14 protein-coding genes are annotated in these 17,034 nt (G+C 41.1%); 2 read left to right on the forward strand and 12 right to left on the reverse strand.

The window, feature by feature from the left end; genetic code table 11:
* Positions 1–81: 81 nt before the first annotated feature.
* Positions 82–1,386, reverse strand: coding sequence for an amidohydrolase (locus AQ505_RS24660; protein WP_062550610.1), 1,305 nt, complete (start codon positions 1,384–1,386; stop codon positions 82–84).
* A 100-nt stretch (positions 1,387–1,486) separates the two neighbouring features.
* Between AQ505_RS24660 and pgi the strand changes: the two genes are divergently transcribed.
* Together pgi and AQ505_RS24670 are read left to right on the forward strand one after the other, a co-directional pair.
* Positions 1,487–3,133, forward strand: coding sequence for a glucose-6-phosphate isomerase (gene pgi, locus AQ505_RS24665; protein WP_062551205.1), 1,647 nt, complete (start codon positions 1,487–1,489; stop codon positions 3,131–3,133).
* Between the two features lie 75 nt (positions 3,134–3,208).
* A complete protein-coding gene (locus AQ505_RS24670) occupies positions 3,209–3,736 on the forward strand; it encodes a DUF4251 domain-containing protein (RefSeq protein WP_062551206.1) in 528 nt (175 codons plus the stop codon).
* 72 nt (positions 3,737–3,808) lie between these two features.
* Here AQ505_RS24670 and AQ505_RS24675 read toward each other — a convergent pair whose 3' ends face one another.
* The 11 genes from AQ505_RS24675 to AQ505_RS24725 all read right to left on the reverse strand — a co-directional run bounded on the left by AQ505_RS24675 (position 3,809) and on the right by AQ505_RS24725 (position 16,939).
* Positions 3,809–4,885 (reverse strand): glutaminyl-peptide cyclotransferase, encoded by a 1,077-nt coding sequence (locus AQ505_RS24675; RefSeq protein WP_231634982.1) that lies wholly within the window; start codon positions 4,883–4,885, stop codon positions 3,809–3,811.
* Between the two features lie 7 nt (positions 4,886–4,892).
* Complete coding sequence (locus AQ505_RS24680) at positions 4,893–5,255, reverse strand: YraN family protein (RefSeq protein WP_062550612.1); 363 nt, start codon at positions 5,253–5,255, stop codon at positions 4,893–4,895.
* Complete coding sequence (dnaG, locus tag AQ505_RS24685; RefSeq protein ID WP_062550613.1) at positions 5,256–7,256, reverse strand: DNA primase; 2,001 nt, start codon at positions 7,254–7,256, stop codon at positions 5,256–5,258. It abuts the gene before it with no gap.
* Positions 7,257–7,311: 55 nt separating this feature from the next.
* Positions 7,312–7,977, reverse strand: a complete 666-nt coding sequence (locus AQ505_RS24690; protein ID WP_062550614.1) for an SGNH/GDSL hydrolase family protein — start codon at positions 7,975–7,977, stop codon at positions 7,312–7,314.
* Between the two features lie 5 nt (positions 7,978–7,982).
* On the reverse strand, positions 7,983–9,530 hold the full coding sequence (locus AQ505_RS24695) for a serine hydrolase (protein WP_062550615.1): 1,548 nt from the start codon (positions 9,528–9,530) through the stop codon (positions 7,983–7,985).
* 44 nt (positions 9,531–9,574) lie between these two features.
* A complete protein-coding gene (locus AQ505_RS24700; RefSeq protein ID WP_062550616.1) occupies positions 9,575–10,516 on the reverse strand; it encodes a hypothetical protein in 942 nt (313 codons plus the stop codon).
* A 61-nt stretch (positions 10,517–10,577) separates the two neighbouring features.
* Positions 10,578–11,765 (reverse strand): M20 metallopeptidase family protein, encoded by a 1,188-nt coding sequence (locus tag AQ505_RS24705; protein ID WP_062550617.1) that lies wholly within the window; start codon positions 11,763–11,765, stop codon positions 10,578–10,580.
* Positions 11,749–12,198: an SPOR domain-containing protein gene (locus AQ505_RS24710; protein ID WP_231634983.1), complete on the reverse strand. Its 450-nt coding sequence runs from the start codon at positions 12,196–12,198 to the stop codon at positions 11,749–11,751. Before AQ505_RS24710 ends, AQ505_RS24705 begins: the two co-directional genes overlap by 17 nt.
* A 70-nt stretch (positions 12,199–12,268) precedes the next feature.
* Entirely contained in the window at positions 12,269–15,580 is a 3,312-nt protein-coding gene (secA, locus tag AQ505_RS24715) for a preprotein translocase subunit SecA (protein WP_062550619.1), read from the reverse strand.
* 218 nt (positions 15,581–15,798) lie between these two features.
* On the reverse strand, positions 15,799–16,449 hold the full coding sequence (locus tag AQ505_RS24720) for a hypothetical protein (protein WP_062550620.1): 651 nt from the start codon (positions 16,447–16,449) through the stop codon (positions 15,799–15,801).
* A 4-nt stretch (positions 16,450–16,453) separates the two neighbouring features.
* Positions 16,454–16,939 (reverse strand): RNA polymerase sigma factor, encoded by a 486-nt coding sequence (locus AQ505_RS24725; protein ID WP_197286265.1) that lies wholly within the window; start codon positions 16,937–16,939, stop codon positions 16,454–16,456.
* Positions 16,940–17,034: the final 95 nt, after the last annotated feature.

The following is a 17,034-nucleotide window of genomic DNA, read 5'->3' on the forward strand; positions in this document are numbered from 1 at the left end:
AATTGTTTTTCAAGGTGATGTACTAATATTAGTATATTAAATATAACCAATTAAAATGATCCCTAAATCAAAAAACTGTCCTTATTTTTTCAAGTTCATGTAATCAAGTGCCAGGTTACTAAGTGCTTCCACTCCCAATCCAAATCCACTTTCATCAATAAAGAAATCTGGGGTATGGTGTGATGGTGCCTTTAGTGGATCTTGTCCTTTAGGCATTCCGCCTAGAAAAATAAATAAGCCAGGAACCTTTTCCTGATAAAAGGAAAAGTCTTCCGCTCCGGTTACCGGCGGCTTTAACTTCACATGTGCTTTACCAGCAGTTGCCTGTAAACTAGGCAGCATTTTTTCTGTTAGGGCCACATCATTAAAAGTAACGGGATAATGATTGCTATATGGAATCTTTACTTCGGCAGTTCCACCACCTGCTTCTGCCGTTTTTTTAGCAATTGTGGTTACCCTTTCAATAAACATTGCTTCGTCTTCTTTAGAGAAATTGCGGATCGTACCAATCATTTCTACTTTTTCCGGGATAATGTTAGAACGAATTCCCCCGTTAATGGCACCAATTGTAACCACACCTGGATTTTCCGTCACATTCAGGTTCCTACTCACAATGGTTTGCAGGTTATTCACAATTTGTGCAGAAATTACAATCGGATCAATACTACTCCATGGATACGCACCATGTGCCTGTTTGCCGGTCACCGTAATTTTTAAATCATTCACTGCAGCCATAATACCCGCCGGACGATAAGTAATATCTCCCACCGGTGTTTGCGAGTTGATGTGTAATCCAAAAATCACCTCCACTTTAGGGTTTTCGAGTACCCCTTCTTTCACCATCAATGCAGCACCACCTTCTTCTCCTTCAGGAACCCCCTCTTCTGCTGGTTGAAAAATAAATTTAACGGTACCCGGTATGTCTTTTTTCATGGAAGCCAATACCTCTGCCACGCCCATTAAAATTGCCACATGGCTATCGTGACCGCAAGCATGCATTACGCCTACTTCCTGTCCGTTATACATCGTTTTCACTTTAGAGGCGAAAGGTAAATCAACCCGCTCTGTAACTGGTAACCCGTCCATATCTGCCCTTAACGCAACTACTGGCCCTGGCTTCCCACCTTTGAGAATTCCAACAACGCCTGTTTTCGCCACACCAGTCTGCACCTCAATCCCTAAGGACTTCAAATGTTTTGCCACCAAAGCTGCAGTTCTGTTTTCCTGGTTGCCCAATTCCGGATGCTCATGCAAATCCCGACGCCAGTCTACCACCTTTTGAGTAATGCTCAAAGCCTTTTTTGAAACCTCAGGTCTCAGATTTTGCTTTTGCGCAACCGCATTAGCTCCAAACAAAACCAACAGTATAAAGTAAAATCTTTTCATAAACCTATTTTTTATACGTTAAATATAAGATAATGAGCGGATATTCATTTCGAATAGAAATATTATTATAAACTCCTACATTTACAGAAATACTAATATGATGCTACCAACGATAAACTTTACAGAAACCGCAGCTTATAAATACTTGACCGATCATTTTATCGGGATCAACGAAAAAAGCTTAAAGGATCTTTTTACGGAAGATGCTTCCCGTTTTGAAAAATTCTCGATACTATTTGAAGACATCCTTGTGGATTATTCAAAGAACAGAATTGACGATACGACAATGGCTTTGCTGATGCAATTGGCCAGAGAGTGTAAATTGGATCAGGCTATTAAAGCCATGTTCAGCGGAGAGAAAATCAACCAGACAGAGGGCCGCCAGGTACTTCACATTGCTTTACGTAACCAAGGCAATGTGCCTATTCTTGTAGATGGCAAAAATGTCATGGAAGAGGTGAATAAAGTATTGGAAAAGATGGATAAATTTAGTCAGGCCATCATCTCAGGATCATGGAAAGGCTATACCGGCAAAGCAATCACAGATGTAGTGAACATCGGCATCGGTGGTTCTGATTTAGGCCCGGTAATGGTTACCGAAGGCTTAAAAGCATACAAGAACCATTTAAACATGCATTTCGTATCTAATATCGACGGCACACACATTGCAGAGACCTTAAAAAATGTAGATCCGGAAACCACACTATTCCTGATCGCTTCTAAGACTTTTACGACACAGGAAACCATGACCAATGCCAATAGTGCAAAGGACTGGTTCTTAAATAGCGGTGCTGCGCAGGACGATGTGGCCAAGCATTTTGCGGCATTGTCTACCAATGCAAAAGATGTTGCTGCATTCGGTATTGACACCGATAACATGTTCGAATTCTGGGACTGGGTAGGTGGAAGATATTCTTTATGGAGTGCAATCGGACTTCCTATTGCTTTAAGCATTGGCTTCGACAACTTCAAGCAATTACTTGCGGGTGCACATGCTGCAGATACTCATTTTGAAACTGCTGAATTTGAAAACAATGTACCGGTAATCCTGGCTTTAATTGGCATCTGGTACATCAATTTCTTTGATGCAGAAACTCAGGCCATCTTACCTTACGATCAATACATGCACCGTTTTGCCGCTTATTTCCAACAGGGAGATATGGAAAGTAATGGTAAACATGTAGACCGTAATGGCAATGATGTAACTTATGAAACAGGACCAATCATCTGGGGAGAGCCAGGAACCAATGGACAGCATGCTTTTTATCAGCTGATCCACCAGGGAACCCGTTTAATCCCTTGCGATTTCATCGCCCCTGCGCAAAGCCTGAACCCCTTGGGCGATCATCACCCGATCTTATTGTCTAACTTCTTCGCTCAGACAGAAGCTTTGATGAACGGAAAAACTAAAGAACAGGTGGTTGCAGAACTGGAAAAAGAAGGCAAAAGCAAGGAAGAAATAGAAAAACTGGCACCATTCAAAGTATTTGAAGGAAACAGACCAACCAACTCTATTCTTTTGAAGAAAGTAACACCATTCAGCCTGGGCAGTTTGATCGCTGTTTACGAACATAAAATCTTCGTTCAGGGCATCATCTGGAACATCTTCAGTTTCGACCAATGGGGAGTAGAACTGGGCAAGCAATTGGCCAAAAGCATTCTTCCGGAACTAGAAGGAGATCAAGAAGTTCAGTCTCACGACGCTTCAACAAATGGTTTGATCAACCAGTATAAAAGCTGGAGATAAATTACAAAAAATAGCGCTTGGAATTAAACCTTTTAAGCGCTATTTTGTTCTAACCAAATAAAAAAGGATATGATCATGAGAACATTTAAAAAATTGTTAGCACTTCTTATTGTTTTCTCTAGTGTGCAGGTAATGGCACAAACAGACAAAGCAACTACAGCCAAATTAGTCGCTGACAAGCATCTAGTGTTTGAAGCAACCTCTGCGACTCCTATGGCTAATGCTGATTTAAACAAAATAATGAGCAGAATGCCTGGTGGTATGGGTGGCGGTATGATTCAACTTACCGGATCTCAATATCAACTGATCATCAACAAGGATAGTGTAGAAGCTTATCTGCCTTATTATGGAAGAGCATATAATTCAACCATGAATCCAGATGATTCAGGTATAAAATTTAAGTCTAAAAAATTCGATTATAAAACCACTGCTAAGAAAAAGGGAGGCTGGATCATTGACATTACTCCTAAAGACACTAAAGATGTTCGCACATTATCATTAAGTGTTTCTACAAGTGGTTATGCGACCTTAAATGTGATGAGTATGAACAGGCAGCCGATTACTTTTAACGGGTTCATTGCTGAACCTAAGAAAGTAGAATAATAAGAAGAAATGCAACGAAAAAGCCGTCATATCCAGGATATGACGGCTTTTTTTATTACAAAATCTTTAAGATTAAGGTTTAGGAACCAGATTCACTTGGAATAGATGCGGCCATTTCTTGCCAGTCACGAATAAACGTTTACCCGCCTTGTCCCAGGCAATGCCATTCAGCACGTTATTTGCGATATCTACTTCATCTTTGTAGTATCCTGCTGGCAGCAATCCAGTAAAATCAATTTCTTTTTCAATTACACCTGTTGCCGGATCAATCACCACCACCACATTTTTTGTATAAACATTGGCATAAATTTTACCATCAATATATTCCAGCTCATTTAACTGAGGCACCGGACCATAGTTGTTGTAAACTTCAATAAAGCCTTCTTCCTTATAATTATCTTTATTCAGGAACCATATTTTGTTGGTACCATCAGATTTGTATAATCTATTGCCGTCAAAGCACAATCCCCAGCCTTCCATGCTCGACTGATAAGGAAAAGTAGCTTGCTGTGTCAATGATTTCGCATCAAACACTAAACCCAATCTATTCTGCCAGGTCAGCATCACGATCTTATCACCTACCAAACTAGATCCTTCGCCAAAATACTGGTCATCTAGTTTCGTTTGCTGTAAGATTTTCCCAGTAGCTACGTCTACCCACCTCACAGAAGAATGCTGTTCCTGACCGGTACTTTCCAAAAAGCGGCCATTGTGGTATTCCAATCCCTGTGTATAAGCAGCGGTATCATGAGGGAAAGTCTGAATCACTTTATAGCCGTATTGCGAAGGCGTTACAGCCGACTTTAACTCAAAGTTGATCGTTAACGTATCTTTCTTTCCATCCTCCTCAATAACGGCTGTAATCAGCTTATAACCCAAACTCAAACCTGTGGTAGGGATTGCAACAGGCTCAGCGTTGCTTTTCGTCGCCACCGGCTTGCCATCCAGGGTATAGACCGCAGAAGTAATGTTACTGCCCGAAGGAACTTCCAAAGCGACTTTTACCTCCGTTCCCAAAGGAAAACTCTGCCCTTGTTCCGGGGACTTAAAACTTACACCAGTTCCTACTGGCGCATTATTTTTACAGGAAATAACCAGCGAAACGCTTAATAATAAGCAGGCCGACAGGGCTAATTTAGATAAACTCATGATTTTTTTAACTTGGCCAGAATGCATCTTCAATGTGATTTATTTTATAACTATTTTTTTGCTCAAAAGTAATGGCAATAATATCAAAACGGATTTCTCCCTGATGTTGTTTTAACTCAATATAAGCAGTGGAAGCGAATTCCAATTGTTTCTCCTTTTTGCGGTCTACAAAATCTTCTGGCTCCCCAAATTCAATACTGGTACGCGTTTTCACTTCCACAAAAATCAGGGTTCCTCCCTGATCAGCTATAACGTCTACTTCTGCCCTTGCGTATCTCCAATTCACATTTAAAATGCGGTACCCTGCATTTTCCAGATAGGTTCTGGCGATCTCCTCCCCACGCTGACCGAGCTCGTTATGCGCCGCCATCTATTTTAAAATCACCGTTCCCAGGAACTTTGAAATCTCTCTCTCCACGCTTTTCATAAACATAAAACGCTGCATCAGAATCTCCAGATTTACCGGATCATTTTCGGCTTTAATCTCTTTGGAAATATCTGAGAGCATCCGCGCTACCTTTCCTTTTTTAAGGTGAAAAATCCCACCAAGAACAGTCGCCTTTAAGTTGACACTTTCATCCCTAACATAAATATTGTGTTTATTGTACCAGTTTTCACTTAGGGAATACGGAGAGGTAGACAGTGTAATTGCCAGTTCTACAATATTCCGGTTTTCATGGTTAATAAACTGGCTGGCTACCGGCAGGTGGCCATTCTCTATTTCTTCATTATAGGTATCAATGATGATTTTACAAGTCGGATCAGTAAAGCTCACATCAGCTAAATTCTGCATAATGAAAGAACCGATATACATGTTATCAATCTTATCCCAGCTCACCAGCTCATGCCCATAAGCCAATAGAAGACGTACCACTTCCTGCTCCTGCAGCAAGTCACTTTCTTCCGCCGCCGCTGCTTCGGCAGCTTCCCCTGCAGCACCTGGAACCTCGAAAAGATTGTCTGGCGGCCCATCAGGATAAGGCTGATACTGGTTTTGCTGTTGGAAACCAGAAGAACCGACCCCGGAATTTCCAGTGCCTGATTGACCAGCACTCGATTTCCTGAATTTCGCCATCCTGATCTTGTTCAGCTCAGAAAGCAAAATACGCTCTTCTACCTGCAGCAAACTGCTGCATTCCTTGATGAAAATCGAAGCCTTAATATCATCTGGAATCTTCGCAATACTTTCTACAATATCACGGATAATTCCTGCTCTCTTGATCGGGTCTGAACCTGCTTCTTTCAGCAGGATATTCGCTTTGTAAAGAATAAAATCTTTGCGGTGCTCTTCAATGTATTTTTTAAATGCTCCTGAACCTACATGGTGCATGTAAGAATCCGGGTCATGGCCATCAGGGAAGGAAACAACTTTTACGTTCAACCCCTCCTCCAGGATCATGTCTAGTCCACGTAAAGAGGCCTTAATCCCCGCAGCATCCCCATCATAAAGAATCGTAACATTTTCTGTAAAACGACCGATCAGACGAATCTGCTCCGTTGTCAATGAAGTACCTGATGAGGCCACCACATTTTCTATTCCTGCCTGATGTGCAGCAAGTACATCCGCATAACCTTCTACTAAATAACAGTTATCCGTATCACGAATGGCCTTTTTAGCATGGAACAACCCATAAAGAACATTCGACTTATGGTAGATGTCACTTTCCGGTGAATTGACGTATTTGGGGACATTTTTATCTGTTTTCAGCGTTCTACCGCCAAAGCCAATGATCCTGCCTGTAAAATTGTGGATTGGGAACATCACCCTGCCCCTGAAACGATCATACAGCTTGCCTTTATCATTTCTGATCGCCAGGCCTGTTTTCTCCAGATATTCTTCTTTATGTCCAGCCGAAACCGCATGCTGAATCAAGGCATCCCAAACATCCGGAGAATAGCCCAATTGGAACTTCTTAACGATGTCTTCCCGAAAACCCCGCTCTTTAAAATAGCTCAGACCAATGGCACGGCCCTGATCCCCTGTCCACAGTTCATTGGCAAAGAAACCCGCCGCAAATTCCGAAACAATGTATAAGCTTTCCCGCGCATTCTGCGCTTCAATATTTTGTGGAGACTGTACCGTCTCCTCCACCTCAATATGGTATTTCTGAGCCAGAAACTTTAACGCTTCCGGATAAGAATACTTCTCATGGTCCATAATAAAATGGACCGAATCACCTCCTTTACCACAGCCAAAACACTTGTAAATACCCTTCGCCACAGAAACGTGAAAAGAAGGTGTTTTCTCATTGTGAAAAGGGCAATTCCCTATCAAACTGGTACCACGTTTTTTTAAAGACACAAAATCACCAACCACTTCCTCAATGCGGACGGTTTCCATGATTTTGCTGATGGTATCCTGATTAATCATTCTTTAATATTTTTTATTATCTCTTTCTCTAATCACCTTATTTTTATCCTTTTGTTTATTTCAACAGCGGGATCAATACTTCTGCAAGGGTCTGATTCCCTTTATCGTTCAAATGTACACCATCAGTCGTTAAAACTCCCTTGGCCACATCTGCTATATTATTTTTTTCCTCATAGGTTTTAAACAAATCCCTCAAGTCGCATAGTGGCAATTTATTTTTATTTGCCAGCTCCCTTATCGCTCCTGAATACTTATCCAAATCGGCATCCATTTCATTTGCTCCATTTTTCTTCTCCCCGATCACAGCAGGCGTACATAACACCACCTTTGCGCCACTTGCCTGAATCTTATTGATCAATGCCTGATAAAAGGCAATAAACTTATCATAATCGGTTCCTGTACGCATCGATTGCTTATGCCATACATCATTCACGCCAACATAAATCACTACCAGATCCGGCTTTTTTGCCAGCACATCCTCCTCCATCCGTAGGTAAAGATCATAAACCTTATTTCCACCGATGCCAGATCCGATGACTTCATATTTCAAAGGATTCAGAGACTTACGGATCAAGTCTACATACCCACCAGGCGCTACCCCCATCTGGGTAATAGAATCGCCAAAAAAAATAATCTTTTTAGGCTTAAAATTCATCGCAGTAGATACGACAAGCAGTACCATTGGTACCAGCAGGAGACTTAACTTTTGACTATATTTCATGAGTATTATTTTTTTGCAGCACGTGTAAAATCAAGATCCTGGAAATCGTAACTGAAATCCGTTAATGGAGAAACAGCAGCCATTTTCATACCGGAAGCTTTGCCTTCTTTATCTAAAGAGAAGATCGCAAATGCATCTGCATGCATACTTCGGTCTGTCCATTTCACTACAAAAGCATTTCCTTTATAAGGCAGCATTTCACCAGTCAATTTTGGGGAATTCAGAGATTGAAACCAAGGTTTACCATTTACTTTTTTAATGACGACCTCACCAAACCATGGGTCAACAAAAGAACCTTCATAAATGCTCAGGTCAACTTTTTGGGTATTCTTTTGCTGTTCAGCCGTGATTGCCGCCCAAACTTCATCAGTTACCTTTTTACTTTCTGCTTTATCTTCCGATGCATACCCTTTATAAACCGCAATTCTATCCTTCCCTTTGATGCCAAAATAACCATCTTTTATCGTGTTGGTAATGGAAGAAAAAGCATAACCGCTCTCCTGATTGGTCAGCACAATAATGCCCAGTTTCAGTTCTGGTATTAAAGTCACCTGCGTCACAATGCCACTTAAACCACCGGTATGCGAAACTTCTAATTTCCCGTTAATAGCGCTCAAAAACCAGCCCAGTCCATAACTGTTAAAAGAACCACCTGCGATAATCGTTTGCGGGCTCCACATTTCCCGATGAACTTCTTCACTGAATAAACTCTTGTTTAATCCCTCTCCATATTTGCCATTAGCCATCTGCATGATCGCCCATTTGCTCATCTCTGTCACATTAGACCAGATACCACCTGCAGCATTAGAAATCTCCGGAAAACCTTTACTGATTACCGTTAATTTTCCATCAATCAAACTATGTGCGTCAATGGAGTTTTTTTTATCTTTCAGGCGAGGATAATCACCGGCACTCTGGCTCATTCCTATAGGACGCATAATCCTGGTTTCGACAAAATCTTCCCAGCTCATTCCCGATACTTTTGCCAGTACCTCTCCTGCGACAATATACAGCAGGTTATCGTAATCAAATTTAGTCCTGAACCCAGAAACAGGTTTTAGGTAACGCATATTATGAATCAGTTCCCCCTTAGTTACCCGGTTAGCATCCGGAAAAATCATTAAGTCTCCTGCGCCTAAGCCTAAACCACTGCGGTGGGACAATAAGTCTCTTACAGTAAATTCCTGCGTTACATAGGGATTATACAGCTTAAATCCAGGAATCAGATCTACCACCTTATCGTCCCATTTCAGTTTCCCTTCATCTACCAATATGCCCAATCCTGCGGCAGTAAAAGCCTTGCTATTGGAAGCAATTCCAAAAAAAGTATTTTCATTGACTGGCTCCTTAGTGCTGATAGAACGAAGTCCGTATCCTTTGGAATGAATCACTTTTCCATCTTTTACAATGGCTACTGCAATCCCGGGTACCTCAAAAGCAGCCAGCGTCTTTTCCACCAGGCTATCCACCTGTTTACTGGTCAGTACTTGTGCCTGAACTACTCCTGTAAAAAGAACTACAAAAGAAAAGACGATGAACTTAATTTTATTCATAACAGAACAATTTGTCTAGCAAATATATTTTAAAATTCGGAAATCTATTTCCCGGTATTATAGTCCTTATGCACGATTAAAAAACTTGCCCGCTCTTCCTTTTTAAAAGGATAATCCCAATTGCCTTGATAGGTGATCTTCGTGGGCAGTTTTTCCCCTCCAAAATAACTCATTTCTATGTTCATCTGCACATTGAAATCGAACAGCATATTGCTGTATTTCATGTCCACATAACGGCCGAGGATTTCAAAAGAACGCTGATCAAAAATAGTGGTCAGCTCCTTAATCATCAAACCATCTTTGGTGCCATTGCTCAAGTCGGGTTTGATGGTCACCTTAAACCGATATACCGGAATAGAATCCAGGTAAGTCCCGCTAGCATAGCTATAATCGTAATACTGGCGCATATTGGCCGTAAATATCTGGGTTTTACTACCAATAAATGGCAAGCCTTTGATTGGTCTTCCAGGAGCAAAAATGAGGGTCTTTAATTTATCTTTATAACTCTCATTACTTTCGGCACCCTTACCAATAGTCATTGGTCCTTCAGACACAAATTCAGACTGATACGCGTTCATAAAGATATAATCGAACATCTCAATCGTATACAGCTGGTATTTACCATTTTTCTTGTACACCTTTCCCGTATCCTGTTTTACCAGGTATTCCATCTTGACTGGCCCTTTAGGGCTATGTCTGATCTTCCGGTAAATTTTGCCGTTTACTTTATTCTTTTTATCGTAGGTGTAAATTCTGTTTTCGGCGATGAACCCGTACTTCTTCATATTCCGAAAAGCCTGATAAAAGCTATTATCGGTAATGATGGCATTGATAAATGTCTCTACACCGAACTTTTGCGACACGATATTGACCGCAGAATCCAGCTGGATAGTTTTAATGGTATCCGGGTTAAAGCGCGGAATCTCCTGGCTAAAACCTTTTCCAAAAAACAAGGTGCAAAATGCTGTCAAAAGTATTTTTTTCATTGGGAAATTCGGGAAGAGTACACAAAAATTCAGGCCAATCCGGTGGTTTAACAACCGCAACCTAATTACCCAATTGCTTTAATGCAAGATAAGCCATTAGGCCAGTCGACAATTTTAAAGCATCCTCATCAATATCAAAGTTTGGTGTATGCACAGAATAGCTGGTTCCTTTTTCTTTATTTCCGGTTCCTAACCTGTAGAAACAAGCATCGGTTACCTGCGAATAGTAAGCAAAATCTTCCGCTGCCATCCAGATATCCAATTCCAGCACATTCTCTTTTCCTAAATAATCTTCTGCATGCGCACGTGCATTATCGCTCAATACCGGCTCATTGATCAGGTAAGGATAGCCATTCATGATGTTAAAATCACAGCTGCCACCCATACTTTCGGCAATACCTTCCGCCATTTTCTTCATCAATACTTTTGCTTCCTTACGCCATTCTTCATTTAGTGTTCTGAAAGTACCTTCCATTTTCACTTCATTAGGGATGATATTCGTAGCTCCATTTGCCTGCACCTTTCCAAAAGAAAGTACTGAAGGCAAGCGTGGATCTGCATTTCTGCTGACAATTTGCTGCAAAGCGATAATGATATGCGAAGCAATCACTACCGGATCAATATTCTGGTGCGGTTGTGCACCATGCCCACCTTTACCATGCACAGTTACGTATAATTCGTCCGTTGAGGCCATATAAATACCTGAGCGAAAACCAACCTTCCCTGCATCAATTAATGGCATCACATGCTGCCCAAGGATCGCCTGTGGCTTTGGATTCTCTAACACCCCTTCTTTAATCATGATGCTGGCGCCACCTGGAAGAACTTCTTCTCCCGGTTGAAAAATCAATTTGATGGTTCCTGCAAATTCTGCTTTCAGACTGTTCAGGATGAAAGCCGTTCCCAATAACGAAGAACTGTGTACATCATGACCACAGGCATGCATTACTCCTGGATTTTTTGAAGCATAAGGTTTGTCATTTGCCTCTATAATTGGCAAAGCATCCATATCCGCACGCAATGCGATAATCTGATCAGATGGAATGTCCCCCTTGATCAATCCAACTACCCCTGTATTGGCCATCTCGGTATAAGGAATTCCCCATTCTTCCAGGTGACTTTTAATATAAGCTGAAGTTTCAAACTCTTTAAAGGAAAGTTCAGGGTTGGCATGAATATGCTGACGGTAGCCTCTCACCTGATCAAAAATATCAAGCGCTAGGGTTTGGATCTTATCTTTCATTGTCATTGCTATAATCTAGGTTAGGTGCATTTATTTTCTCCCTAAAAATAAATAGGGTTGGAAACATGGGTCTGAGTTCATTTAGCAGACGCTGGGCTTCCAGACGTGTTCTAAAATCGCCAACCCGCAAATAATAATTAGGTTCTTTGTAAGTAATATAGGTGTTTAAATTCTGGTAAGCAGATTTAAAGCGGGCTTGTTCCGAAAATACCTGACGCCTGTCGGAGCCATAAAATATCTGTACACGATAACCCATCTGACCAACAATTGCAGCCCCAGGTTTAACAGGAGCACCGCCGGCAGACTTGGTGTACAAAGCGATCCGCTTTGCAATCAAACTATCAATCATGGGATCTTTAACCACCACTACCTCTCCTTTCTGCTGGGCAAAAAGAACGATAGAGAAACAACACAATATACTGGTAAATAATATCTTCATGAAAGGGCTTAAAAAAAAGAATGCCGAATTTTTTGTTACAAAAATCGGCATTCTAAATGTGTATTACAAATTACAATCCTGCGCCGTGGCAGTTTTTGAATTTCTTACCGCTTCCGCAAGGGCACATATCATTTCTCCCTACCGTCACTTCTTTACGGATGGGTTGCTGTGGTGCTGCTTCACGGGTATCTTCCATAGTCATTGGCTCATTACCTACTGAGATTTCAAAATCCGGTTTTGACATTTTCAATTTGCTTGGAGCTGGTCTTGGTGCCTGAGCTTCTCTAACGTCATTAGGATCTGTTTCAATTGGAATACCACCTTTATATAAGAAACTAACTACTTCTTTATTTACGGCATTCAACATGTTTTTAAACAAGTTAAAGGCTTCCATTTTGTAAATGATCAATGGATCTTTTTGCTCGTATACCGCATTTTGAACTGACTGTTTCAACTCATCCATTTCACGCAAATGTTCTTTCCATGATTCATCGATCAAGGCTAGTACAATTGTTTTTTCGAATGATTTAGTCACCTCACGACCATGATTGTCGATTGCTTTTTTCAAGCCAACAGGCACCTGGATGCTACGAATACCATCTGTAAACGGAACAATAATTTGCTCAATGTGTTCTCCACGCTCTTCGAATACCTGGTTCAATACCGGCATGGCCTGCTGGATAATGCCTTCAGATTTTCTAGCATAGAATGCCGTTACTTCTTCAAACAATTTATCAGTCAGGTGGTGAACGTTTCTTGCACTGAATTCTGCTTCATCAATAGTCGTATCTGCAGAGAAGTTTTTGATTACTTCCAGTTTGAAACCTTCGTAATTTCCTTCTTCTTTATATTCTGTAACAATGTCTTCTGCTACGTCGAAAGTCATATTGTTCATGTCCACGTCTAAACGCTCACCGAACAATGCATTTTTACGTTTTGCATAAATTACAGTACGCTGTGAGTTCATCACATCATCATACTCTAATAGACGCTTACGGATACCAAAGTTATTTTCTTCTACTTTCTTCTGTGCACGCTCAATAGATTTGGTGATCATCGAATGCTGAATCACTTCACCATCTTCGATACCCATTTTCACCATGATGTTAGAGATTCTTTCAGAACCAAATAACCTCATTAAGTTATCTTCAAGAGAAACGAAGAACTGAGAAGAACCAGGATCACCCTGACGACCGGCACGACCACGCAGCTGTCTGTCTACACGACGAGACTCATGACGTTCTGTACCTACGATAGCCAAACCACCTGCTTCTTTAACACCAGCACCTAGTTTAATATCCGTACCACGACCAGCCATGTTGGTTGCAATCGTCACCTGTCCAGCCTGACCTGCTTCAGCTACAATATCTGCCTCTCTCTGGTGCATCTTCGCGTTCAGCACATTGTGTTTAATTCCACGAAGTTTAAGCATTCTGCTCAATAACTCAGAAATCTCAACTGAAGTTGTACCGACCAATACCGGACGGCCTGCTTCTGTTAATTTAACGATCTCTTCTGCTACTGCATTATATTTTTCACGAACCGTACGATATACATAATCTTGGTGGTCAATTCTAGAGATCACCCTGTTGGTAGGGATTTCCACTACATCCAGTTTATAAATCGACCAGAACTCGCCAGCTTCAGTAGTTGCTGTACCTGTCATACCACAAAGCTTATGGTACATACGGAAGAAGTTTTGAAGGGTTACCGTCGCATAAGTCTGTGAAGCATCTTCTACTTTCACATTTTCTTTTGCTTCAATCGCCTGGTGTAAACCGTCAGAATAACGACGGCCATCCATGATACGACCAGTTTGCTCATCTACAATTTTGATCTTTCCTTCATCGATGATGTATTCCACATCAATCTCGAATAAAGTATAAGCTTTCAGCAATTGGTTTACCGAGTGAATTCTTTCTGCTTTGATCGAGTAATCGCGCATCAGGGCATCTTTCTGTGCAATCTTCTCTTCGTTAGTCAGGTTAGATTTTTCAATCTCTGCGATCTCTGTACCTACATCTGGCAATACGAAGAAATGGGCATCTTCACCAGATTTGGTGATCAGCTCAATACCTTTTTCAGTCAGCTCTACCTGGTTGTTTTTCTCATCAATATAGAAGTACAATTCCGAATCTACTTTCGGCATGTTCTTCGACTGATCAGCCATGTAATGATTTTCAGTTTTCAATAAGGTTTGTTTAACACTACCCTCACTTAGAAACTTGATCAATGCTTTATTTTTAGGCAAACCACGGTGTGCACGTAAAAGTGCTAAACCACCTTCACCTTCCTCGGTTCCGGCCTTACCATCATTAATTAATTTTTTAGCTTCATTTAAAGCTTTAGTTACATATTCTCTTTGTGCAGCGACCAATCTTTCGATCCTTGGTTTCAGCTCATGGAATTCATGCTGATCTCCAAAAGGAACCGGACCAGAAATGATCAAAGGTGTACGGGCATCATCAATTAAAACTGAATCGACCTCATCCACCATCGCGAAATGTAATTTACGCTGCACCAATTGATCTGGCGTTTGCGACATATTGTCACGCAGGTAATCAAAACCAAATTCATTGTTGGTACCATAAGTAATGTCAGCAAGGTAAGCATCACGGCGCTCCTGAGAGTTTGGCTCATGCTTATCAATACAATCTACTTTAATCCCATGGAATTCGAATAATGGACCATTCCACTCCGAGTCACGTCGTGCCAGGTAATCATTCACAGTTACAATGTGAACTCCTTTACCAGCAAGCGCATTCAGGTAAGCAGGTAATGTACTTACCAAAGTTTTACCCTCACCCGTAGCCATCTCAGAGATTTTACCACTGTGTAATACCATACCACCGATCAACTGAACATCGTAGTGTACCATGTTCCATTTCACCAATGTACCGGCAGCATCCCATGAATTCGCCCAGAAAGCTTTATCGCCTTCAATGGTTACATTATTTCTGCGTACTGCATAGTCTCTGTCGTGCTGACTCGCAGTTACCTCTAAACGCTCATTTTCTGAGAAACGTCTGGAAGTTTCTTTAACCACGGCAAATGCCTGTGGCAATATATCTAGTAATACTACTTCTAATTCTTTATCACGCTCTTTAATCAGCTCATCGATCTGATCATATAAGGCCGTTTTTGCTGCCAATGACAAGTCCTGACTTTCACCATCGGCTTTTAAGCCACTGATTTTTCCATCAATCTCCGCTAAAGCCTGTGCAATCACATCCTTAAAATAAACCGTTTTGTTACGCAACTCATCATTGCTCAGTACAGAAAGCTTCGAATACTCTTCGTTGATTTTGATAACAATAGGCTGTAATGCCTTGATATCTCTTTCCGATTTGCTTCCAAATACTTTGGTTAAAAATCCTAACATCTTTTATGTTTGTGTTTATTGTTTATTAATATTGAAAAACGTACAAATTACAACAACCAAGCCATATCAAACAATAAGTCAGAATGGCAGTCATCGGGCGCTAAAATTACAAAATATCCTGTACTTTGCTTTAGCATCGTGATTTTATTTAAAAAACTTTAACAATTTAACAGCAGCGGAGAAAAAAGATGCTAAAAACCTATAAAAGAACACAATAGTTAAACTTGATCTTCCTTCAATTCTGCAGCAAGTTCGCGCAGCGCTTTCAGCTCCTGCTTCACCTGCTTCAAATTATATTGTCCTCCTGCTTTAGACCAACGAAACTTTTGCGGAATAAATTGTCCTAAACACATGACGGCAGACAAGCTAAATAACATTTCATAAGTATCTAAAACACCCCATAAGAGGCCCTGACTGGCTATATTTTCAGACAACCCCAAAGAAGGAAGCACAATAAGAAGGGTACTCAATCCGATGACACCAACTACGATGACCATCCGCATGGCCAGCACATAATGGGCCACCGTCTGCTCCAGGTGATTCAAGACATCTTGCTCATGATTGAGCTTTCGCATCTTCAGCCAGGCCAGGCTAAATACAAATAAAGCAAGAAACAATGCCCCCAGCCGCATCATCACCCGCTGGTTAAACCATTCTCCCTGATCAGAAGACCAGCCCAGCAGGCATGAAACCACAATATAAAAGCTACAAAACAAAATTCCATTGATATAAAATTTCCTGATTTTTGAGGCCATGGTTTCAGATTTTCTCCTGATGATTCCCCTAATTACCTCCGGCTTAATCGCTGAAGGAGGATTTAATTGCGCCTGATGTGCTACCCAGGCTAATTTTAGTGCTTCTAAACTCATCCCCTTATGCTTTAATTATCTTTTCCAGCTTCTGCTTGATTCTACTAATTTTCACTCCAACATTTGTCTTTGTTATTCCGGTGATGTCTGCAATTTCCTGGTAGTTCTTTTCTTCGAAATACAGCAGGATGACCGCTTTTTCAATTTTGGTTAATTGCCCGACAGCTTGTTTCAACAGCCCCAGCTGATCCTCTTGATCAGAAAAAAGACAACCATCAGGAATTTCAAATTCGGCAGCGGAAATGCTGTTGCCTGCAGGAATTTTACGTTCCTTCCGGAAATTGCTAATGGCCGTATTCAGGGCAATGCGGTACATCCATGTGCTCGCCTGTGCCTCTTGTCTAAAAGATGGAAAAGATTTCCATAGCTGTAAAACGATTTCCTGGAAAAGATCTTTCTGATCCTCCTTTTCCAGGCCATACATACTGCAGACCTTATAGACAATCCCAGCATGTTTGTTTATCATTTCGATAAAAGCTTTTTCCATCATTTATTGGTTTGTATAGTAAGTCGGCATAAGGGGTCCGAAAATTACAATAATTAAAAAATAAATGAGCTCCTGCTTCGGGAGATCATTCGGCCTAA

The organism is Pedobacter sp. PACM 27299 (genome assembly GCF_001412655.1).
Classification (GTDB): domain Bacteria; phylum Bacteroidota; class Bacteroidia; order Sphingobacteriales; family Sphingobacteriaceae; genus Pedobacter.